The organism is Spirosoma harenae (assembly GCF_054776975.1).
Genome location: NZ_BAAHBD010000014.1, coordinates 152568 through 175780, shown reverse-complemented (window position 1 = coordinate 175780; position 23213 = coordinate 152568). Strand labels below are relative to the sequence as shown.

At 46.4% G+C, this 23213-nt stretch carries 12 protein-coding genes; 8 read left to right on the top strand and 4 right to left on the bottom strand.

The features are described from left to right. Window positions 1-23: 23 nt before the first annotated feature. The gene (locus ACYVE4_RS20305; RefSeq protein WP_461042048.1) at window positions 24-2654 is read left to right on the top strand and encodes a permease prefix domain 2-containing transporter; all 2631 of its coding nucleotides are present in this window, start codon (window positions 24-26) and stop codon (window positions 2652-2654) included. 70 nt (window positions 2655-2724) lie between these two features. Here the strand turns inward: ACYVE4_RS20305 and ACYVE4_RS20300 are convergent, their stop codons facing one another. The 4 genes from ACYVE4_RS20300 to ACYVE4_RS20285 all read right to left on the bottom strand — a co-directional run bounded on the left by ACYVE4_RS20300 (window position 2725) and on the right by ACYVE4_RS20285 (window position 7914). After that, window positions 2725-4170 (bottom strand): alpha/beta fold hydrolase, encoded by a 1446-nt coding sequence (locus tag ACYVE4_RS20300; RefSeq protein ID WP_461042047.1) that lies wholly within the window; start codon window positions 4168-4170, stop codon window positions 2725-2727. A 136-nt stretch (window positions 4171-4306) separates the two neighbouring features. Next, window positions 4307-5113, bottom strand: coding sequence for an AraC family transcriptional regulator (locus ACYVE4_RS20295; RefSeq protein WP_461042046.1), 807 nt, complete (start codon window positions 5111-5113; stop codon window positions 4307-4309). 23 nt (window positions 5114-5136) lie between these two features. Further along, the gene (locus ACYVE4_RS20290) at window positions 5137-6543 is read right to left on the bottom strand and encodes a serine hydrolase domain-containing protein (RefSeq protein ID WP_461042045.1); all 1407 of its coding nucleotides are present in this window, start codon (window positions 6541-6543) and stop codon (window positions 5137-5139) included. Window positions 6544-6633: 90 nt separating this feature from the next. Beyond that, window positions 6634-7914 (bottom strand): hypothetical protein, encoded by a 1281-nt coding sequence (locus tag ACYVE4_RS20285; RefSeq protein WP_461042044.1) that lies wholly within the window; start codon window positions 7912-7914, stop codon window positions 6634-6636. Window positions 7915-8065: 151 nt separating this feature from the next. On the opposite strand from ACYVE4_RS20285, the gene ACYVE4_RS20280 reads away from it, so the two are divergent. The 7 genes from ACYVE4_RS20280 to ACYVE4_RS20250 all read left to right on the top strand — a co-directional run bounded on the left by ACYVE4_RS20280 (window position 8066) and on the right by ACYVE4_RS20250 (window position 23213). Further along, entirely contained in the window at window positions 8066-9244 is a 1179-nt protein-coding gene (locus ACYVE4_RS20280) for a hypothetical protein (RefSeq protein WP_461042043.1), read from the top strand. A gap of 25 nt (window positions 9245-9269) precedes the next feature. Then, window positions 9270-11732 (top strand): ABC transporter permease, encoded by a 2463-nt coding sequence (locus ACYVE4_RS20275; RefSeq protein ID WP_461042042.1) that lies wholly within the window; start codon window positions 9270-9272, stop codon window positions 11730-11732. Window positions 11733-12150: 418 nt separating this feature from the next. Next, window positions 12151-12477, top strand: a complete 327-nt coding sequence (locus tag ACYVE4_RS20270) for a PadR family transcriptional regulator (RefSeq protein WP_461042041.1) — start codon at window positions 12151-12153, stop codon at window positions 12475-12477. Continuing rightward, window positions 12474-15119 carry an FtsX-like permease family protein gene (locus tag ACYVE4_RS20265; RefSeq protein ID WP_461042040.1) on the top strand — a complete coding sequence of 882 codons (2646 nt, stop codon included), beginning with the start codon at window positions 12474-12476 and terminating at the stop codon, window positions 15117-15119. The genes ACYVE4_RS20270 and ACYVE4_RS20265 overlap by 4 nt, the downstream gene beginning before the upstream one ends. A 65-nt stretch (window positions 15120-15184) precedes the next feature. Beyond that, window positions 15185-17809, top strand: a complete 2625-nt coding sequence (locus tag ACYVE4_RS20260; protein ID WP_461042039.1) for an ABC transporter permease — start codon at window positions 15185-15187, stop codon at window positions 17807-17809. 65 nt (window positions 17810-17874) lie between these two features. Further along, on the top strand, window positions 17875-20526 hold the full coding sequence (locus ACYVE4_RS20255; RefSeq protein WP_461042038.1) for an ABC transporter permease: 2652 nt from the start codon (window positions 17875-17877) through the stop codon (window positions 20524-20526). 92 nt (window positions 20527-20618) lie between these two features. Next, entirely contained in the window at window positions 20619-23213 is a 2595-nt protein-coding gene (locus ACYVE4_RS20250; RefSeq protein WP_461042037.1) for an ABC transporter permease, read from the top strand.

Sequence of the window (23213 nt, the reverse complement as noted above, 5' to 3'; positions counted from 1 at the left end):
TCGTTCATCATTCATCACTTATTATGCAACCGCCCCGTCTCGCTGATCGGCTTTTAAATTGGTTCTGCGCCCCTCATCTACGGGAGGAGGTGCTGGGCGATTTGCATGAACGCTACGGCTTGCGCGTCCGGCAAATCGGGGAGAGGAAGGCCCGAAGGCGATACTGGCTGGACGTACTGGCGTATATGAGACCTGAATTTATTCGACGTAAACCTGAGGAATATCCCAATCCAACAAATACTCTTATGCTACGGAATTACATAAAAATCGCGTTTCGGAATCTGGCCAAGCATACGGCTTATTCCTTTATCAATATCGGTGGGCTGGCGGTTGGGATGGCCGTGGCGATGCTGATCGGGCTCTGGATTTTTGATGAATTTTCGTTCAATACATACCATGAGCATTACAGCCGAATTGCTCAGGTACAGAGCTTTGAATATGGAGAACATGGAGTTGGTACGAACAATTCTATACAATATCCATTAGCTACGGAACTGAAAACCAATTACAGATCCCATTTTAAGCATCTTGTCATGTCCTCGTGGAATGTCGATAACGTATTATCGGCGGGCGAGAATAAGGTATCCCGAAAAGGGTTATTTATGGAAGCCGAGGCACCTGACATGCTGACTTTAAAGATGGTCTATGGTTCGCGAGCGGGTCTGACCGATCTCCATTCTATCCTGCTTTCCGAATCAACGGCTCTCGCGTTGTTTGGCACGATCGATCCCATCAACAAGACATTGAAAATCAATAATAAATTTGATGTAAAGGTGACGGGTGTATACGAGGATTTGCCGTTGAATACGCAATTCAAAGACGTTAAGTTTTTGGCACCGTTTGATTTATGGGTGTCTGATAATCCGTGGATTAAAGAGAAAGCCATGACGGATTGGCAAAACCATTTTCTGAAAGTATACGCCGAAATAGCTCCGGATACCGATTTCGAAACCGTCTCAGCGGCTATCAAAAATGCCGAGATGAAGAATCTGACTAATTTCCCAGAGCAAGCTAAGCTTCGCCCAGAAGTATTCCTGCTACCCATGCGCGATTGGCATTTGCACAATTACAAACGTGGAGTAATTGACAATAGTCCAATGCAGTTACTTTACCTGATTGGCACGATTGGCGCTTTTGTGTTGCTGCTGGCCTGTATCAATTTTATGAATTTAAGCACCGCTCGCAGCGAGAAAAGGGCCAAAGAAGTTGCCGTTCGGAAAGCGGTGGGTTCAATACGTCGTCAGTTGGTGAATCAATTTTTTAGTGAGTCCTACCTTGTTGTTATACTGGCTTTTGCGTTGGCTCTGGTACTGGCAATCCTTGCTTTGCCGTGGTTCAATGAGGTAGCTGCCAAGCAAATAGCCATTCCCTGGATGAATCTTTGGTTTTGGCTGGCCTGTACCGGATTCATCAGTCTAACCGGTCTGCTGGCGGGTAGCTATCCGGCCTTGTATCTATCTTCCTTTCAGCCCGTAAAAGTACTGAAAGGCACCTTTCGGGTTGGTCGATTTGCGTCAGTACCTCGCAAAGTGTTAGTTGTCATTCAGTTCACAGTTTCCGTCACGCTGATTATCGGAACCATTATGGTTTATCGGCAAATACAATTTGCGAAAAATCGGCCAGTCGGTTATACGCGAGATGGGTTGTTGCTGGTCGCCATGAAATCCGGTGATTTTTATGGAAAGCACGATTTGATCCGAAGTGAACTTCAGCGGACTGGGATGGTGTCGGAAATGGCGGAGTCGATGGGGAGAGTTACGGAAGTTTGGTCGGGCAATGACGGGTTTACCTGGAAAGGCAAAGATCCTGCCTTTAAGGATAGTTTTGGTACGTTGGTTGTCAGTCCTGAATTTGGCAAAACGGTTGGCTGGCAATTTGTGAAAGGGCGCGACTTCTCCCGCGAATTCATATCTGATTCATCTGGAATGGTCATTAACGAAGCCGCTGCCAGGTACATGGGGTTAAAGAATCCGATCGGTGAAGCCGTTACCTGGCAATTTCGGGAACGTCCGCTGATGCATTATAAAATTCTGGGCGTCATCAAAAACATGGTCATGGAATCGCCCTACGACCCGATTACCCCTACCATTTTTATGATTCGTGCACATGGTGGTACGAATTACATCAATATAAAAATTAATCCAACTGTCAGTGCCAGCGAGGCTCTTCCCAAAATCGAAGCCGTTTTCAAAAAACTTATTCCATCCGCTCCTTTCGAATACCAATTCGCCGATCAGGAGTACGCACTGAAATTTGCCGCCGAAGAACGTATCGGGAAACTGGCTGGTTTCTTTGCCATTCTGGCCATTTTCATTAGCTGCCTGGGCCTGTTTGGGCTAGCTTCCTACGTAGCGGAACAACGCACGAAAGAGATTGGGGTACGTAAAGTGCTGGGCGCTTCAGTACTGAACCTGTGGAGTCTGCTCTCGAAAGAGTTTGTTTTATTGGTAGTGATTGCTTTTGCTATTTCTACGCCCATCGCCTGGTATTCTCTTGACAACTGGCTCCAGAAATACAACTACCGAACCGAGCTGTCCTGGTGGATTTTTGCGGCCTCGGGCATTGGCGCGTTACTTATTACATTGCTGACAGTCAGTTTTCAAAGTATCAAAGCAGCCTTGGTGAATCCGGTGAAATCGTTGCGATCGGAATAGCAGAGGGCATAGGCTGTAACTAATTTTTTGACTCCATGCCCAACGCCATATGCCCTCTGCCCTCTGCCTCTTAATACACCACTAGCTCGGGTCTGTCAGATTTTAATTTTTGATAAGGATTGTTCAGGAATTCCTGTGTCAAACGTCCCCAATCAGGCCCACCAACGCCATGCGAACGAAGTTTGAAGAGAATTCGCTGGCTATTAGGCATGTAATGATGAATCATGTCGATGTATAGCGGCCGGGTGGCATTGTCCATGGCTCCGTCTACTAACAAAGCTGGTTTCCTGGAATAGAAGGGTTTTTTGGTTTCCGGACTTATCGGTGGTACCTTCCAGCAGTCGCATAATGGCTGGTAGACATCATTAATGTGATAGCCTTTCAGATAAGGGTATGCATCGTAGAGTTGTTGCGCCACTTTTTCGCTGTGATAGGCAGCCTGATCGGCACAATAAACGGAAATACGCATTCCCGATGGACCAGCGTGACCGCTTAGTACGTACTCCAACGGCCCCTTTACATAGCGATGATTGCCCTGAATCATCTCTGTAATAACGTACGGGACGTCTTTTATCCGGGATGCGTTATAGATCATATTGACGAGGTAGCCTAAAAGCTCATTCCGCGTGTATTGAACTCGGAGCGTGTCTTTAGATTCCTTTTGAACGTATGGATAGGTAAACTTTTTGCCTTCAATGCTCGTAAAGTAGCGTTCGAATCGGGCTTTCAGATTGCCATAGCGAGCTTTGTCGGTGGAGTCTCGATCTACGTGATCGAACAAAATAGATAATGCTTCGGCGAAATTGGCCGGTTCATCTTCATCAATTGGCGTAAAGATGGGTAGGGGAGAGTCTAGTACCATCGATCGGATACGGGTAGGATCGCGCTGGAGGACGGCTGACATCAATCCTCCACTGTAGGAAATGCCAAATAAATTAACCGAATCGATTTTGAGCGTAGCCAGTAGATCATGAATATCGGACACGGTTTCATCGGTGTTGTAGCCTGAAAGGTCGATTCCTTTAGCTTCCAGTGCCTTTTTATAGCGTTTAACGCCGATCACTTCCATGCTGTCTTTATCCAGGTTTTTTCGGTAGGCTTCCTGTATAGCCTGACCCAATTCTGGCCCGTCCAGGTTAGGAACGGCGTATCGGGTACCTCGTTGTTCGAAAGCAATACAATCCCGATCATTGATAAGTTGGGACTTGGGTACCCCTTGCGCCCAACCGAGTGAGCTAACACCTGGGCCACCACCCGTAAAGAATATTGGATCTTTCTTCTTAGCTGGGTTTTTACTTTCGACCAGAATGAAGGGCACCTTGATGGTTTTTCCATTTTTCTTTTTCCGATTTTCAGGAACAATCATATACGCGCACCGAGTCTGAAAACTGCTGTCTATTTTGACCTGGCAAGGGCAGGATTCCAGCTGGCGAACAACACCCGGCTGGCTTCGAGCTGGCGAGAGAAATGAAACGAGAAGGATAGTCAGTACGGCAAGTGTTGGGAATCGGTTCATCGGTAGTTGCTTTTTTTGCAAAACAATCAGATTAACCGCACAGATTTTAGTAAAAAACGGACATTCCCAAGCTAGTTACTTACCATCCAGCCTACATCCACACGGTTGGCCAGGAAACTTACGATAACCGTTTGGGTTACAGATATTCTCGTAATTTTTTGCCCGTAAATTTTACGACATCTTTATAAAAATGGCTCATGTCGTAATAGCCAAAGTCGAATGGCGAGAACTGATCTTTATAAGCTACATAAGCAGAAAGCGCTGTTCGGGCTCTTATTATAGAAAGGTATTGTTTGGGAGGAGTGCCGATAACCCGATGAAAATACCGATTGATGGTTTTCGAGGTAGTGAACAGTTTATCAGCGAGTTGGCCTGTGTTTAACACCATCTCACTGTTATCAAACGCACCGATAGTAGTCGAAACGAATTGTCGGTAATGATCGGTCTTTTTCTGCTGGTGGTGCTGGCTTAGAAAATAGTGCTGAAGTAATTCGATACGTTCCTCGAATGTGTTCAGTTGCTTCAACTGCTGAATCAGCGTCACAGGTAAAATCGTCACCAGATTAACGACCCGATCAATGAACTGCACCTGATTGATTCCGAGAAGGGCTTCCAGTCCGCCCGGATAAAACTTGATTGTGAAGATGTAATCAGTGGGGAGATTATGTCGCTCCACAATGCTATTTCGCAGAATCAGCACGTCTGTATCTTTTTGAATTAGATGTTGCTTCCCACCAACAGAAAGATGGTACGATTCACCCAGATTGATATAGCACGTTGGTGTCCAGCTCGGAAACATCTTCACTGTGAACCGATTATCAGCCACATAGCGATACGTTTCCAGGGCTGACGATTCGGAGAAAAACTCGATGTATTCAGCCAGTTCGTTTGTCGGAACGTAGAAGCGATACAGTTTTCTGATATTGTCGAAAATCTCCGTCATCGACTTAAAATTAGCGAAAACTTCTAGCCTTTTCGTTTTAGCAGCGCTTGCGTTCGAACAATTAGTTTATTCATGTTCGCTTTGCTGTTCGTCAGGATGACGCAACCAATGGCTTGGTCTGGAAATCCGGAAATATGGGAAGTAAAACCGGGCGTACTGCCGTTGTGCTGGATGTCGCGATAATCACCTACACGGCGAACTCCCCAACCAAGCCCCGTATTATTTTGAGTGGGCTGATGGGTTAATTTGATGGTCGGGTCGGTTTCTGATAACTGTGCCTGCAGGTAACGTAGCATATCGGTTAGACTTGCGTGAATATCACCGGCTGGTCCAAGAATACTTTCGTCCTGGAAAGGGATTGGTTTACCGTTTTCGCTGTAGGGTGTTGCCATTTCTTTGACATCACTAGTGCCCGACTGATAGGTTGTATGAGCCATGCCCAACGGCTTTGTGATATACTGCTTGAGCAGAGTTGCAAACGACTGATGATAAACACGTTCCAGAATTTGCCCCAGAACAGCAATACCCCAGTTGGAATAGGTAAACTTATAGCCGGGTACGGTATCCAGTTTTATGTTTCGTAGTGCCTGATAAAATAATATGGAGTCATAATTTGCCTCTGGCATCACAGGATTAAAGTTTGCCTGTTCACCAACGTTAGGCGGCATGGGCGGTAAACGAGACGTATGATTAGCCAAATCCCGTAGTGTGATTGGTCGATCCGTATAACTCAGGTTCGGATACTTGCCCGGCAAATACCGTCGAATGTCATCGGATAAGGCGACCTTGCCGTCAAGTACAGCTCTGGCCAGTAAAGTTGCTGTAAATGTCTTTGTAATAGACCCAATCTCGTAAAGTGTGCTTGCGGTTGGTACTTGACCACTGCCTTTTCGAACTTCTCCATACTGATACGTATAGAGTTTTCCGTTCTTAATTAATCCCATCGACAGGCTAGTCGCACCGGGATCTCGAAAATAGTCGCGAGCCAGGCTATCTACCGATCGATCCAAATCCGTTTTCAAGGGATTGTTATTCTGAACGTCAGGTGCTTCTTCGCGTAGTACGACGGGCAAACTGGATAACCCAAAACTGCTGAATTTTCGTTCGGGAGTCACTTTTAGAAACAGGTTCATGTCTCTGACCTCAAATTCCAGATGATACGAGATACCGCCCTTCGTTTCTTCCTGCGAAACTACCTTGACGATATTGCCACTGTTGCGATTGCTTTTTAAATAATTAACTAGCCGATCTTCCGAAATTCCTTTTGTGAAAGATGTATCAGCCAGTTGGTAAATACCTCTGAAGTCATTCCGATTAAATCGAGCAACAATCGAATCTTTGACCTGATTGTGAGCTGTTTGATCAATTTGGGCTATGGCTGGTAGCAGCGACAACAAACCTAAACAAAATGTATTGAACAGGCGTAGCATAGAATTGGATAAACGTTGACGAAATGGAAATTCTATCCAAAGACCTGACTATTATTGCATTCGTTGCATTTGTTATGTAGCGCTATCTTCTCAAAAATCCCCGAAAACCTTTTTGCCGCCTGATGTTAACGTAATCCCCTTTACTGCCCCCGTTCCTCTAAATCCGTATGTAATACCTAAAATCTCTAGTTGTTTAGTTGGCAGTGGTGCTGAATAAACGATTTTATCATTGATTGTATAATAGATTTTCTGCCCATCACTGTAGCAGGTTACGTGTACCCAGTTCGCAAAATCAACGCCTAATCCAGACAGATCCGTTTTCTTTCCCGAAACGATTCGCGAGCCATCCATCAGCATCAGTTCAGATACGCAGCCTTTGTTGGAGAGGGGTACAGTAATCGGCATATCGTTGGTTATCAGCGCAATCCACGAGAACTGGCAGGTCGCTGACCCTTCGCCGTATTCATTTTTTACATCACAGCTAAAGGTAAACTCTCTTACCGGTACAGGATCGAAATTGCCCACGTTGAAATACTTCACTAAAGGGGCTTCCGGCTGCAAAGACACGTTTTTTGCCTGGATTTTCGCGACGGGTAATTGCAGTTCGTTCCGGGCTATAAAGTCGTTCTGCTTCAAATAGACTGGCACTAGCTTTGTGTTGATCATGCCGAGCCAGCCAGCCGTCGGAAGGAGTAGCGAATGTTCTTTCACAATCTCATGACCAACAACCAGTTTTGCACGGTAGAAACCAGGCTCGTAATACATAGACGTATGGGTGTGTCCATCTTTGGCTACCACCTCACGACGAGTTTTATCCCAGGATTGCTGAATATAAACTGAATCAGTTGGCGAGGCTGATGCATCGTAGGTAAAAACAACCGAATTCGGAATAGTTCGGGTGGTAGGCTTGCTGCTAAAACTGTATTGAACGGCGTTGATCTGAGGGCTTTTCTGCTCAAAGGCCACAATGCCGAGTAAGGCAATCACAACCACCAAACCGGCAATCCAGCCTAATCGTTGCCAGTTGATAGACCGATTGGCTGACTTTGAATGTATTGATTCAACTGGAGGTAGAGATGACGTAGGTAGGTCAACCTGAACCTCCTGCGACCTTACAAACTGCCGCCAGTCACCATAACCAGCAAATTGAGCTAGCGTATTCAATGTAGTACCGCTGGGCATATGCTGGTAATCGACCCGCCCCCAGATTCGTCGTAACGTACTCGCACTGAGCGAAACACCCGTTTCGTCGAGAATCCGTTGCTGGAGATTCTCGAAGTCGGCGCTGGTCCAGGTTTCACTCGATCCCCAGTCGAGTTTCTGTTCAATCAATTGCTTGCAGCGGAGCAAATCTGTCGATTCGGAAATCATTGTAAGTCAATGTGATATAACTTGAAAAATCTTGAACGATGAATGATTTTACGTGGATAGTCTTTCTCGATAGGTTTGCTGGCACATCGTCAATCAGCGGACGAGTTTACATTTTTTTACTGTCAATCTGAACCGCTTAAACACAAACCTTATGAACCGATTCCTTTTTCTTATGCTTTCCCTGCTGGCGCTTGCACGGCCTGCGGTGGCTCAGAAAACAACCGCTCGTAAAACGCAGGAACTACACATCCCCATGACAGCCCAACAGTGGACATATCAGCCAGGGCAGGTCGAATTTATAACCGGCAAAGAAGCTGGTATCATGAAAATACTGAAAGGCCCGACGAGCATAATGCTAAAAGATGTCAATTTTAGCAATGGCACAATTGAATATGATATTGAACTCACTGGCCCCGGTTTTCCGGGCATTAATTTCAGAATGGACGCCGATCAGCAGAATGGGGAGAACTTTTACCTCCGTTCGTTTGGTAAAGTTACGCCCGACATACGAACTACGTTGCAATATGCGCCCATCGTGAAGGGGATGAGTATGTGGGATTTAACGGATGAATACCAGGCGGGAGCCACCATGTACGAGTCTGGTTGGAATCACGTAAAACTGGTCATTTCAGGTCGACAAATGAAAGCCTATGTGAACGACATGAGCAAACCTGCGCTGATTGTTCCTGAGTTGGAAAGTCCGGAAATGTCGGGCGCTATATCGCTGAGTGGAGGGATGAATTTTGCCAATTTGGTCATCAAGCCCGACGTTACCGAAGGCATTAACCCAGAGCCAGGGTATAACCTTGTTGCACACGACACCCGCTACCTGAGAAACTGGCTCGTCAGTGAGCCTATCCTGTTGCCATTCGGTAAAGAACCGATAACGGGTGTCCGCAGCACATACGGAAAAACGGGCCCGGCTGACCTTCCCGATAGTACGACAAAATGGTCGCCTATAAAAGCTGAAAGTCGAGGAATTGTCAACCTCAGTCGTCGTTATGCGCATAAAGCCGATGAGGCCCGTTTAATGGCGTGGCTCAAAACCAGTATACAATCTGATAAAGCTCAGGACCGGTTGCTGAATTTGGGTTTCAGCGATGAAGTATGGGTTTTTATCAATGGGCAACTTCTTTACGCTGATAAAAACTATTTCGGAACCCCTCAGCAGAAATACCCTTCTGGGCGGTGTACCATTGAGAATACAAGTATCAAACTGCCCTTGAAGGAGGGTAAAAATGAAATTGTGATTGGGCTTGCCAATTATTTCTATGGATGGGGAATTGTTGCCCGTCTGGATGATACCGTCGGGCTTCAACTTATGAAATAAATGTCATCTTTTATCTCTTCCGACCATGTTCAGAAACTATCTTCTTATTGCCTTACGCAATTTTCGTAGGCAGAAAGGCTTCTCACTGCTAAATATTGCTGGACTGGCGATTGGCCTGGCCAGCGTTACATTGATTTACCTCTTTATTATCGATGAACAAAGCTTTGACCGTTTCCACCCCGACTCTGATAATTTGTATATTCTAGGAACGCATTCGAAGGGGAATGGAAAAGAATACACCTCAGCCTATGCGCCGGGTGCCTGGTTGAAAGCTCTTCGTGCCCAATTTCCGCAGATAACCGGCGGAGCGCAGGTGATTTCGATGGGGTATCCTGCCTCATTTCGGGATAGGCAAAAGGATCGGATTCTGCTGTCGGAGAATGTATTCTGGGTTACTCCCGATTTCAAAGATGTGTTTCTGTTTCCGATTCTCTACGGTAATCCGAAAACGGTTTTTAGTAAACCCAATGGCATTGTTCTGAGCAAAACGATTTCTCAACAATTTTTCGGTGATCAGAATCCGGTTGGGAAATCATTGGAAATCAGCCATATCTATGCGACTGATAATAAGTACATACCGCTCACAATAACGGGCGTACTGGACGATTATCCCGAAAATTCGCACATCCAACCCGACTATTTGATTAGCACGGGTATGCTTCAGCAGGTGATGACAGCTACCGGCAAGAATTGGCTGGAAAACTGGGGTAACGGCCCAGGCTATTTCCTAACGTATCTGCACGCAAAAGAAGGAGCTGATGTTGAGACGATTACCAAAGCGTTTAACAAGGTAGTTCAGGCGAATCTGCCCAAAGATCCAGCGCAGACAATGGAACCCGCAATTCGACCGCTGAAGACTGTTCACTTCGATCAGGAATTGAAGTCGAGTTATAACAACAGCCGGGTAGGCGACATCAAATACCTCTACATTTTTGCCTGTACGGCCTTGCTCGTGATCATCATTGCCAGCATCAATTACATGAATCTGGCAACGGCAAGAGCCGTTCGACGAGCGAAAGAAATCGGGTTACGTAAAGTACTGGGTAGCAGTCGCTGGCAATTAATAGGGCAGTTTCTTGGTGAATCGCTGCTTACTGCGTTGGTGGCGTTACTGATTGCGCTCGTGCTGGTCATCGTGTTGCTGCCCTTGTTTAACGGCGTAGCGGGTAAGCATTTTACGCTCGCTCATCTGGTGCAGTGGAAACTGATTGGCATTACGTTGGGCACTACGCTGCTGGTTGGTTTGCTGGCCGGGAGCTATCCCGCACTCTATTTATCAGGTTTATTGCCGATTAGCGTCCTGAAAAATGCCCGATTCTCCAGTCGTAGTTCTGATCTATTGCGCAGAGGACTAGTTATTGGTCAATATATCATTACCATTCTTCTGATTGTCTCAACCGGCGTGATGATGAAGCAGATGAACTTTATCCAAAATTCAACCCTCAGCAAAAGTGGCAATCAATTGCTTTCGATACGTTGGTCGGGGATAGCGACGATGGATAACTATCGTTCGTTGAAACAACGTATTCTGGAAGACTCCGAAATCCAGGCCGTTACGATGGCGAACCATTTGCCGAATCAGGATTATTTTGGCTCGTTGGACCACGATGTTACGTTCCCTCAACTGGGCAACCAGGTACACCAATGGGCAGGCATGAACGGCGACTTCGACCTACCGAAAGCGTTTAATCTGGAATTAGTAGCTGGCCGAGTCTTCCGCAATGATAACCCTGCTGATTCAAGTGCGTATCTGCTCAACGAGAGTGCGGTGAAAGCCTTAGGCCTATCGTTGGATAAAGTGCTGGGTATGCAACTGACCATTAAGCGGCCTTTTCAGGAGACAAACCAAAAAAAGGAGGGAACCGTCGTTGGTATTGTGCGTGATTTTCCTTTTCGCTCGATCCACCATACGATTTCGCCGTTAGCTATCAGCGCCCGGCCTGACCCCGAAGACCTAATTGTCTATGTAAAATTACCTCAGGGAAAATATCAGGAGAAGATTGCTGAAGTGGAGGGGAAATGGAAACAGGTATTGCCTGATGTTGGGTTCGGCCACTGGTTCATGAGTGAGGAATTTGGCCGTATGTACGAAGGTGAAAACCGAATGTCAGGCTTATTTAAAGCATTTTCCTTGCTCTCCATTCTTATTGCCTGCATGGGTTTGTTCGGGTTATCTTCCTATCTGGCAGAACGGCGAACGAAAGAGATTGGGATTCGCAAAGTAATGGGGGCTTCTCTGACGCAGATACTTGGTCTTCTCTTTAAACCGTTTCTTACCTTGCTGACGGTGGCCTGCCTGTTCGCCATACCAATAGGCTGGGCCATGATGTATACATGGCTTCAGGATTTCACCTACCGCGTCGATATGGATATGGCTATTTTCCTGATCAGTATTAGTTTGGTTTTCCTGTTAACCGTTGTCGTCGTCAGTTATGAAACAGTACGGGCAGCCCTGGTCAATCCGATTAAAAGTTTGCGCGTGGAATAGCAAAGGGCGGAGGATTTAGGGCATAGGGTTAGTGTTATTTTACCCTACAATCTCTGCCAAAAAACAAAGCCAGACAACGCGAAGTTACCTGGCTTTTTGGTTCGCTTAGTAGAACAGTTGTTACTAAAAATCAGATGCCTTTCACAGCATCTCTGTCTATCAGCGACTCACGAATATAAAACATCGCAGGGTTATGGATTGTTTAGAGAATGAAAAACTGTTAAATAATTTTTCATTTTTATTCTGACTATACTTTAGGATAGTGTAGCAAAGTTGTCCAGGACCGTACAAAAAATGTCCGTTTCTGGACAAGTTCGTTTTTCTAGTTATTAATGAAAAAGGCCTTTGCTGCGTATAAAGGCCATTTTTTATTCATGGCAAGGCATTTGTTATACATTTACACAACTAATTCCTGACTATGAAAGGAACCTATTTAGGCGAGTTTGAGGAAGTTGTGCTATTAGCCGTAGCGATTCGGGCAGGCGATGCGTACGGAGCAGCGGTTGTCAACGAAATCGAGCAACAGATGGGGCGTTCCGTTAACCTCGGAGCGGTGCATTCGGCGCTGAACCGACTTCAGGAAAAAGGGTTGGTGAGTTCCGAAATGGGGGGAATGACTGCCGAACGAGGAGGGCGCCGGAAGCGACTTTACAGTGTAACAGCGTACGGTCGTAGGGCATTGGAAGAGATTCGCCAATTGCGTAATCAGATGTGGGATACCATTCCTCGAACGGCCTGGTCATGAATACCATCAAACCACCTCGCATGGCCACCCACCTACTGAAGTGGTTTTTGGCTCCGCACCGGGCTGAGGAAGCGGAGGGGGATTTAGAAGAATTGTTTCGGCAACGGATCAACGAGGGGAATTTGCAGGAGGCCCGATGGCGATACATTCAGGATGTAATGAGTCTGTTGCGTCCTTCTCTAATGAAACGACATGAACAAGAGTACCCTAGACCAACCAATACGACCATGATTCGCAATTATCTGACAATCGCGTTTCGTACGCTGATTAAAAACAAAGGCTACTCAGCTATAAACATCGGCGGTTTGGCCGTCGGTATGACAGTCGCCATATTAATTGGTCTGTGGGTATGGGATGAAGTGAGCTACAATCGCTCTTTCAAAAACTACGAACACATCGCGCTGGTACGGAATCGGTTTACGGAACCTCTGGAGCAGAAAACTAAAAGTTCCGATAATCTGCCGCAGCCGATCGCTAAGTTATTGAAAACCAAATATGCGCACCTGTTTAAGCATGTGTCGCTTTACATATGGGAAGGGCGATATTCCTTAAAAACGGGTACAAAGGATTTTAACAAGACGGGGCAATTTATCGAAAAAGGAACGATTGATATGTTTTCAATCAAGATGCTTCAGGGCGATACGGAAAGTCTCAATGATAATCAAGCCATTATTATTTCGGCCTCCACAGCGAATGCTCTTTTTGGGAATAAAAATCCGATCAATCAGGTCATTAAGCTCAACAACAAGATTGATGGAAAAATTACGGGCGTTTATGAAGACCTGCCCCGTAACAGCTTCTGGGGCGAAATCGAATTTTTTGGAAATTTTGAAAACCTGAGAGCCAATGACGAATGGCTTCGGTCGAATGAGGATAATTGGGGTAATTCCTCGCTCAGACTGCTGGTTCAAACGGCTGATAATGTGACCCTAGAGCAGGCAAGCGCTACGATCCGTGATCTATATCTGAAAGATTCACCTGCTGATTTACACGAACGGGCTCAAAAGTACAAAGCGGAACTTTGGTTGTTCCCGATGAGTCGATGGTATTTGTATTCGGAGTTTAAAAATGGGTATCCGGTGAGCGGCCGTATTACGTTTGTCTGGCTGTTTGCGGTGGTGGGCATCTTTGTCTTGCTGCTGGCCTGCATCAATTTTATGAATTTAAGTACCGCTCGTAGCGAGAAACGCGCTAAAGAAGTAGGTATCCGCAAAGCCATAGGCTCACAAAAATCACATTTGGTCAATCAGTTTTTGGGCGAATCGTTTCTAGTCGTTTTGCTGGCTCTGGTGATTGCCCTTGGAGCCACTTCGCTTTCGCTTCCGACGTTTAATGAATTGGCTGACAAACACATCGCTCTGCCTTTTTTAAACATTTATTTTTGGTTGTCAAGTTTTACCTTTCTAATCATAACGGCTTTATTGTCAGGACTATATCCGGCCTTTTATTTGTCATCTTTCCGCCCCGTAACGGTATTGAAAGGGACATTTCGAGTAGGGAGGTATGCTTCACTGCCACGCCAGATCTTAGTGGTTATACAGTTTACGGTCTCGGTGGTCTTAATCATTGGAACAGTCGTTGTGTATCAGCAAATTCAATACGCCCAGCAACGACCTGTAGGATACGGACGGGAAAGCCTGGTGCGGCTTTCAATGGACGACCCCAATTTCGCGACTAAAAAAGAAGCGATACGAAACGAATTGCAGGCAAGTGGAGCTGTTAGTGATGTGGCATTTTCGTCAATGCCAGTGACGGCTGTCTGGGACAATTGGGGGGGCTTCCTCTGGAAAGGCAAAAATCCTGAATCCGAATCTTCTTTTTCAGTCTCGAGGATTAACGAGGACTTTGGTAAAACGATCCAGTGGAAAATAAAACAGGGGAGAAATTTCTCAAAAGCGTTCAGCACCGACACCGCAGCCGTAATTATCAATGAATCAGCTGCGAAATACATCGGTTTGAAAAATCCGATAGGTGAATTTATTACGCATGAAGAAAGCGGAAAACGTCGGCAAATTATTGGTGTCGTCGATGATTTGGTAGCGGATTCACCTTACGAACCAGTAAAAATGGGTTTTTATTGGTTAGAACGAAATCTGGATAATCTAAGCCAGATTCAGTTGAAAATAGCCCCCAATATGCCAGCTAATGTGGCTTTGGCAAAAGTAGAGGCTATTCAGAAGAAACTGGTCCCTTCAGCTCCGTTTAACTACAGTTTTGTGGATGAGGAATATAGTCGCAAATTTTTTGCCGAGCAACGCATCGGAAGATTGGCTTCTTTGTTCACGGTTCTGGCCATTTTTATCTCCTGTCTGGGCCTGTTTGGTCTGGCGAGTTTTGTGGCCGAACAACGCACCAAGGAAATCGGCATTCGGAAAGTGTTGGGAGCCAGTGTCGGCAACCTTTGGCAAATGCTGTCCAAAGATTTTGTACTGCTGGTCATCATTGCCTGTATGATTGCGGCACCTATTGCCTGGTATTTTATGAACCAGTGGTTACTGAATTACAACTATCGTACAGAGTTGTCATGGTGGACTTTTGGTCTGGCAGCAATTGGAGCATTATTAATTACTTTATTGACAGTAAGTTATCAGGCAGTTAAAGCCGCTTTGGTCAATCCCATAAAATCGTTGCGATCTGAATAGCATGGGTCAGAGGGGTAAGGGCATAGGGTTTATACTGACTGCCTTTTTTAATTCCCCTTATCCCCATGCCCCGAACCCTATGCCCTATGCCAAATACACCACCTCGTTTCGCTACCCAACTACTGAAGTGGTTTCTGGCTCCGCATCGGGCAGAGGAAGCGGAGGGGGATTTAGAGGAATTGTTTCAGCAACGGATCGGAGAGGTGGGTTTGCAGGAAGCGCGCTGGCGATACGTCCGGGATGTAGTGAGTTTACTACGGCCTTCTTTGATCAAACGACAAGAACAAGATTACCCTAGACCAAAAAATACAACTATGCTACGTAATTATTTCAATGTTGCGTTCCGGAATCTGACCAAATACAAAGGGTATTCCGCTATCAATATTGCCGGTCTGGCAACGGGTATGGCCGTGGCTATTTTGATTGGCCTTTGGGTGATGAATGAGTTTGCTTACAACCAGAGTTATGCGAATTATGATCGTATCGCGACAGTGATGCAGAATCAGACATTCAATGATAAAATTGAAACCTGGACAGGTCAGGCGATGCAGCTTGCTCCTGAACTACGAAGCAACTACGGAAGCCATTTTAAATACGTGGTTACGGCCGAGTATCCCGGAAAACATCTGCTAACTCTCGGCAACAAAAAAATCACCAATGTTGGCAACTTCATGGAACCTGACATCGCTGATATGCTGGCACTGACCATGCTGAAAGGCGCACGGTCGGGACTACGTGATCCATCCTCAATTTTACTGGCTGAATCAACCGCGAAGTCGTTGTTTGGTGATGCCGACCCGTTGAATAAACTCATAAGCATCGACAATAAATATGATGTGAAAGTAACAGGCGTTTATGCTGATTTGCCGACGAATTCATCGTTTCAGAATCTGCTATTTATTGCGCCTTTTGAGCTGAAGAAGAAAGAGTTACCTGAATGGCTCGGCTGGGGGAATAGCTGGTTTCAGACGTTTGTGCAGATTGCCGATAATGCCAATATGGAAACTGTTTCGACCGCAATTAAAGATGCAAAATTCAATAGAGTGAGGAACAACGATGATGTTCGCTTTAAACCCGAACTATTTTTGCTGCCAATGCGAAAATGGCATTTGTATTCGGAGTTTAAAAGTGGCGTAAACGTTGGCGGTCAAATTCAATACGTTCGGCTATTCAGTATAATCGGCGTGTTTGTGCTACTGCTGGCCTGCATCAATTTCATGAATTTGAGTACGGCCCGTAGCGAAAAACGCGCCCGTGAAGTTGGTGTTCGAAAAGCAATCGGTTCGGTACGTCAGCAGATTATGCTGCAATTTTTTAGCGAATCGTTTCTGATTGTCATTATCGCTTTTGCCTTTGCTCTGCTGTTAGTCCTGATCGTTCTGCCTGCATTCAATGCAGTAGCCGACCGGCAAATCAGTATCCCGTGGACCAATCCATTATTCTGGACTTTGGGGCTTGGTTTTAGCTTGATTACTAGCTTAATCGCCGGTAGTTATCCCGCCATATACCTGTCGTCCTTTCAGCCGGTTAAGGTATTGAAAGGTACTTTTCGGGTTGGGCGATTGGCGGCTCTTCCGCGCAAGGTGCTGGTTGTTGTTCAGTTTACCGTTTCGGTCACGCTGATTGTGGGTACGTTGATTGTTTTCCAGCAGATTGAATTCGCCAAGAATCGACCTGTCGGCTATAGTCGTAGTAATCTGGTTTCATTCCCCATTCGGAATAAGGACATCATTACCCATTTTGCTACGTTTCGAGATGAGTTGCTGAATACAGGGGCTGTTGAAGAAGTATCTGCCACCGATTCGCCTATTACGAATACGGGTGTTACGAATAGCGGTTTCGATTGGAAAGGCAAAGCTCCAGGTATGGCCGATGAGTTTGTAACGCTTCGGATCACCCACGAATTCGGCAAAATGATTGACTGGAAAATAAAGGAAGGGCGGGATTTCTCGAAAGAGTTCGCTACCGATTCTACCGGATTTGTTTTGAACGAAGCAGCCGTTGCCTATATGGGATTAAAGAATCCAATTGGTGAAGTCATCAAATGGGGGGATGAGCCGTTTAAAGTGATTGGCGTGGTTAAAAACCTGGTTACCCAATCGCCGTATGAACCGGTTAAACAGACTATTTTCTTCATAAACTACAAACGTATCTCACTGGTAAATTTTAAAATTAAGCCAACAAAGAGTGCCTCCGAAGCACTGGCTAAGGTTGAAGCGATTTATAAAAAATACGATCCTGACAACGAATTCGATTACAAGTTTGCCGATCAGGAATACGCGAAAAAATTTGGCGAAGAAGAACGGATCGGCAAACTGGCCAGCTTCTTCGCTGGGCTCGCCATCTTTATTTCCTGCCTGGGACTGTTCGGTCTGGCGTCGTTTGTGATGGAGCAACGGACCAAAGAAATTGGCATCCGCAAAGTCATGGGTGCATCGATAGCCAATCTGTGGCAATTGCTTTCCAAAGATTTCGTGTTGCTGGTAGTTATTTCGCTCTTCATTGCGTTTCCGTTGACCTGGTACTTCATGCAGGGTTGGATTCAGCAGTACACGTATCATACCGACATCTCGTGGTGGGTTTTTGCCGCTTCTGGGGCAGGTGCGTTGCTCATTACGTTGCTGACGGTCAGCTTCCAAAGCGTCAAAGCAGCTTTGGTAAATCCGGTGAAATCGTTGCGATCGGAATAGCGTAGGGCATAGGGTAATAAACCTCCACCTGCACCTTTCGCCCTCTGCCCAAACCTCTCTGCCCTATGCCACATAACCCACCCCGTTTTGCCAACCGCTTATTACACTGGTTCTGTCCTGCACATCGGGCGGAGGAGATGGAAGGTGATCTGGATGAGTTGTTCCAGCAGCGGATTCGGGAAGTGGGGTTGCGGGAAGCCCGTTGGCGATACGTTCGGGACGTAGTGAGTTTGCTACGGCCTTCTTTAATGAAACAACAAACGAATACCTATACCAATCCAGCCCTTACGACGATGCTACGTAATTACATCAAAATTGCTTTCCGCAGTCTGGCCAAAAACCGGGTTTATTCGATTATCAATATTGCTGGACTGGCTTTGGGTATGGCTACGTTCGTGCTGATTGCTGAATATGTTTCTTTCGAGCGCAGTGTGGATGGCTTTCACCAAAACCTCCCCAATCTATATCGAATCCTGATCGACAATAACCAACAGACCTACCCGCAATTACCACCGGGTGTAGGTCCACTGGCAAAGGCTCAGTTCGGCGAAGTGCAGGATTTTTGCCGGATCGCCAATGGGGTCAGCGATGGCATTGTAACCGCTACTGGCGGAGCCGACCAGAAATCATTTCGGGAAACGAGCACAGCCTATGTCGATGGGAATTTCTTTTCGTTGTTCAGCTTTGCCCTGGCCGATGGCTCGGCTTCGTCACTAAAGCAACCTAATGTGGTAGCCATTTCAGAAACAGCGGCCCGGAAATATTTTGAAGATGGTCGGACAGTAGGTCAAGTACTGACACTAAATAATCAGTTTGGTCAGCAAGCCTTTACTGTTGGTGCCGTATTCAGGGATTTTCCGGCCAATTCGGATTTTCGGGTTGATATGCTCTTTTCGCTCCAGACGTTGGCGAATCCGGCTGGTTTAAACGGCAACGACTGGGCCCGACTGGATAATCTGGACAATAATTTTATCGACACCTATCTGTTAGTTCGCCCCCAAACTGACTACCTGTCTCTGGAAACGAAATTCAACAACCTGAAGAAAAAACTTAAGCCGGAAGATAAGGATCTCATTCGGTTACAACCCGTTAGAAATATGCACCTGGCCCGGTCGCTGGGTGACTATTACCAGACCAATGGTAGTTTGCGATTTGTTTATTTGCTGGCTGGAATTGGCCTGCTGATTTTAGTCATTGCCTGGTTCAACTACATCAATCTCTCAACGGCGGGAGCGCTTCAGCGAGCCAAAGAAGTTGGGGTTCGAAAAACGGTTGGGGCTGGTGTCGGCCAATTGATTACGCAGTTTCTGAGCGAGTCACTACTGTTAAACCTGCTGGGTTTAGGGCTGGCATTTGGTTTGGTTGCGTTGTTGCAGCAACCGTTTAACGAACTTACTGGAAGAGCTTTATCCGTTGATGTACTGCTACATGGTCAATCCTGGACATTTGCGATAGGTCTTCTGCTGGCTGGAACGTTACTGTCGGGAGGATACGTAGCATTTGTGCTGACGAAATTCCGACCCGTACAGGTGCTCAAAGGGGCTATCAGTCGTGTGGGGCAGGGCGTTCTGTTACGGCAATCGCTGGTCGTTTTTCAGTTTAGTGTGTCGATAGCGCTTGTGGTGGCAACGGTTGTCATGTTGCAGCAGCTGCATTACATGCAAACCCAGGATCTGAGCATGAAACTCGATCAATTGCTGGTTGTGCGTGGTCCGGATGTTGGGAAAGATAGTACGTTCAAAACCCGTAGTGTAGCCTTTCGTCAGTCGGTTGCACAACTGGCATCGGTTCAGGCGTTTTGTACGTCGGGGAGCGTACCGGGCAATTGGTATAATTTCAATGCCGATGGCATTACCCGACTCAATCCGCAACCGGCTGATGGGCAAAAATCCTACGCCATCGTTAATGCGGATCATCGTTTTCTGTCTACATATGGCATAAAACTGGTTGCTGGTCAAAACGTATCGGCAACCGAATGCGACAAGCGTTGGGAGAACGTCAGTCAGGTGATGATCAATGAGCGGGCTGTTGAGCAGTTAGGGTTTTTATCGCCAGACGCGGCTGTGGGGCAGAAAATCAAGTGGGGTCGTGAGCTGGAAATTGTTGGTGTGGTCAAAAACTACCATCATCAATCCTTGAAACAGGCCATAGAGCCGATCATTTTCATTCCGCAAACCAGTGTGTATTACACCACTGTCCGACTCACAACGGACCAATTGCCTGCCAAAATTGCGGAATTAGAGCGGCTATATAATCAGTATTTTCCCGGCAATCCATTCGATTATTTTTTCGTAGACGAGCGGTATAACGAACAGTATAAAAGCGAGCAGCAGTCCGAACGGATATTTACTATTGCTTCCATGCTGGCCATTTTTATCGCCTGTCTTGGCCTCTTCGGGCTTGCTACGTACATGACCGAGCAGCGTACCAAAGAGATTGGCGTTCGGAAAGTACTTGGCGCTTCGGTAGCCAGCATTGTTACGTTGCTCTCGAAAGATTTTCTCAAACCCGTCCTCATTGCCATTGTCATTGCCAGTCCGATTGCCTGGTGGGCGATGCACCAATGGCTACAGGATTTTGCCTATAAAATTGACATTGTCTGGTGGGTGTTCGGATTAGCCGGTTTGCTGGCGGTCGGCATCGCCTTAGCCACCGTCAGTTTCCAAAGTATACGAGCCGCCTTGATGAATCCAGTAAAATCGTTACGGAGTGAATAAAAATTAGTGATGAGCGATTAGTGATGAAAGATGAGTAAAGATTCATCAACGTGCTCACATTCAGTTTCTAACTTACTTATCGTTCATCACTTATGCAACCGCCCCGTTTCGCTACCTATCTCCTGCATCTGTTCTGTCCACCGCATCGGGCGGAAGAGATGAAAGGTGATCTGGATGAGTTGTTCCAGCAGCGCCTTGGGGAGGTGGGTTTGAGGCAGGCTCGCTGGCGCTACGTTCGGGATGTAGTGAGTTTGCTGCGTCCTTCGCTGATGAAACACGAAGAAAAATACTACCCAAGACCAACCAACACGACCATGCTACGCAACTATCTAAAAATCGCCTTTCGCAACCTGGCTAAGAATCGGGTTTATTCCTTCATCAATATCGGCGGATTGGCCGTAGGTATGGCCGTCGCGATGCTGATTGGCCTTTGGATGTATGACGAACTGTCGTTCAATAAACAGTTTAAAAACTATGACCGGCTGGCGAAAATCTGGCAGTTTGTGAAGTTCGACGTGGAGAAATCATCCTACGATGTGCTGCCAATTCCCTTGTCGCAGGAACTGCGGAGTAACTATCCTGATTTTGAATCAGTTGGATTGTCTGTAACGCGAAAAGTGATTTTGGCAGCTGGCGACAAGAAACTTCTGAAAGTGGGCAATTATGTCGAGCCTGATTTTATCAATATGCTGTCGCTGAATGTCGTATCTGGCACACGGTTTGGGGACAATGATCTTAATTCGATTCTCCTCTCTGAATCACTTGCCAGGGCGATGTTTGGTACCGAAAATCCACTCAACAAACGGATCAAACTAGACAATAAACAGACGGTAAACGTAGCGGGTGTTTACGAAGATTTCGCAGCTAATAATACCTTCAACGACGTAACATTTCTGGTTCCCTGGAAATTCTTTACGGCCAACGACGAGGGAGCCAAACGCGACCGAGATCAATGGGATTCCAATTCGTACCAGATTTTCGCCCAACTCAAACCGAGTGCTGATTTCGATCAAGTGTCGGCTAAGATCAAAGATATCCGGATGAAGCGGGACAATCCGCCGGGCTACAAACCCGAGTTTTTCCTGCATCCGATGACGAAATGGCACCTGTATTCCGATTTTACTAACGGCGTTAATACCGGTGGGACAATTACGTTTGTCTGGCTGTTTGGTAGCATTGGCGTAATTGTGTTGTTGCTGGCCTGTATCAATTTCATGAACCTGAGTACCGCCCGAAGCGAGAAACGGGCTAAGGAAGTCGGGATACGGAAGTCGATCGGATCGTTGCGGAGTCAGCTGGTTGCGCAATTTTTCAGCGAATCGCTGCTGATGGCGATGCTGGCGTTTAGTCTATCCATTTTGTTCGTACAGTTTACCCTGCCATTTTTTAATCAGGTAGCGGAGAAAAAGATGGTGATTCCCTGGTCAAATCCGTTCTTCTGGATCGCAGGGCTAGGTTTTAGTTTGCTGACGGGTTTGATTGCGGGAAGCTACCCAGCATTGTATTTGTCCTCGTTTCAGCCTATTAAAGTGCTGAAGGGCATCATGCGAACTAGCCGCTCAGCTACGATTCCACGTAGAGTACTGGTCGGTTTTCAGTTTACGGTTTCTGTTACACTCATTATCGGCACCATCATCGTATTCCGGCAGATCGAATATGCCAAAGATCGCCCAGTGGGGTATAGCCGTAATGGGCTGATTGAAATCGGGATGAATGCGCCTGAACTGTACGGTCATTACACGGCCCTACGGAATGATCTGCTCAATACAGGAGCTGTGGCTGATATGGCGGAATCATCGAATTCGATAACGGAGCAGGCTGGTGGCACAACCGATATTTCCTGGAAAGGCAAAAAGACCGATAGTAAGCCACTGGTGATGTCGAATTACATTACACATGACTATGGCAAAACGATTGGCTGGCAGCTAAAAGAAGGCCGGGATTTTTCGCGGGATTTCACGACGGATAGTTCTTCGATGATTATAAATGAAGCCGCCGTAAAACTGATGGGCTTCAGGCAACCAATTGGCGAAACTGTTCTGCAAAGCGGTCGCGAGTATAGGGTCATTGGAGTCATCAATGATATGGTGAAAGAAGATCCGTTTAAGCCGGTCAATCCGTCTTTTTTTGCGGTCAACTACCGGAATGTCAACACCATCACTCTGCGCTTAGCTCCGCAAGTATCGGCCAGCGAAGCATTAGCGAAAGTAGAGCAGGTATTCAAAATCTACAGTCCCGATTCGCCCTTCGATTACAAGTTCGTGGATGATAACTTCGCACGGAAATTTGGCAACGAAGAACGCATTGGCGGACTGGCTGGTGGATTTGCCATCCTGGCGATTTTAATTAGTTGTCTGGGATTGTTTGGGTTGGCATCGTTCATCGCCGAGCAACGAACTAAAGAAATCGGCATTCGGAAAGTGCTTGGTGCGTCGGTATTCAGCGTATGGGGTTTGCTTTCGAAAGAGTTCGTTATGCTGATTCTGGTGGCTTTCTGCATAGGCGCGCCCATCGCATACTATGTGTTGTCGGGATGGCTCCAGAATTATATATACCGTACAGAACTGTCTTGGTGGATTTTTGCCCTGGCAGGATTAGGTGCATTATCCGTTACGTTGCTAACCGTCAGTTATCAAAGTATACGAGCTGCGTTGGTGAATCCAGTAAAATCACTACGGAATGAATAG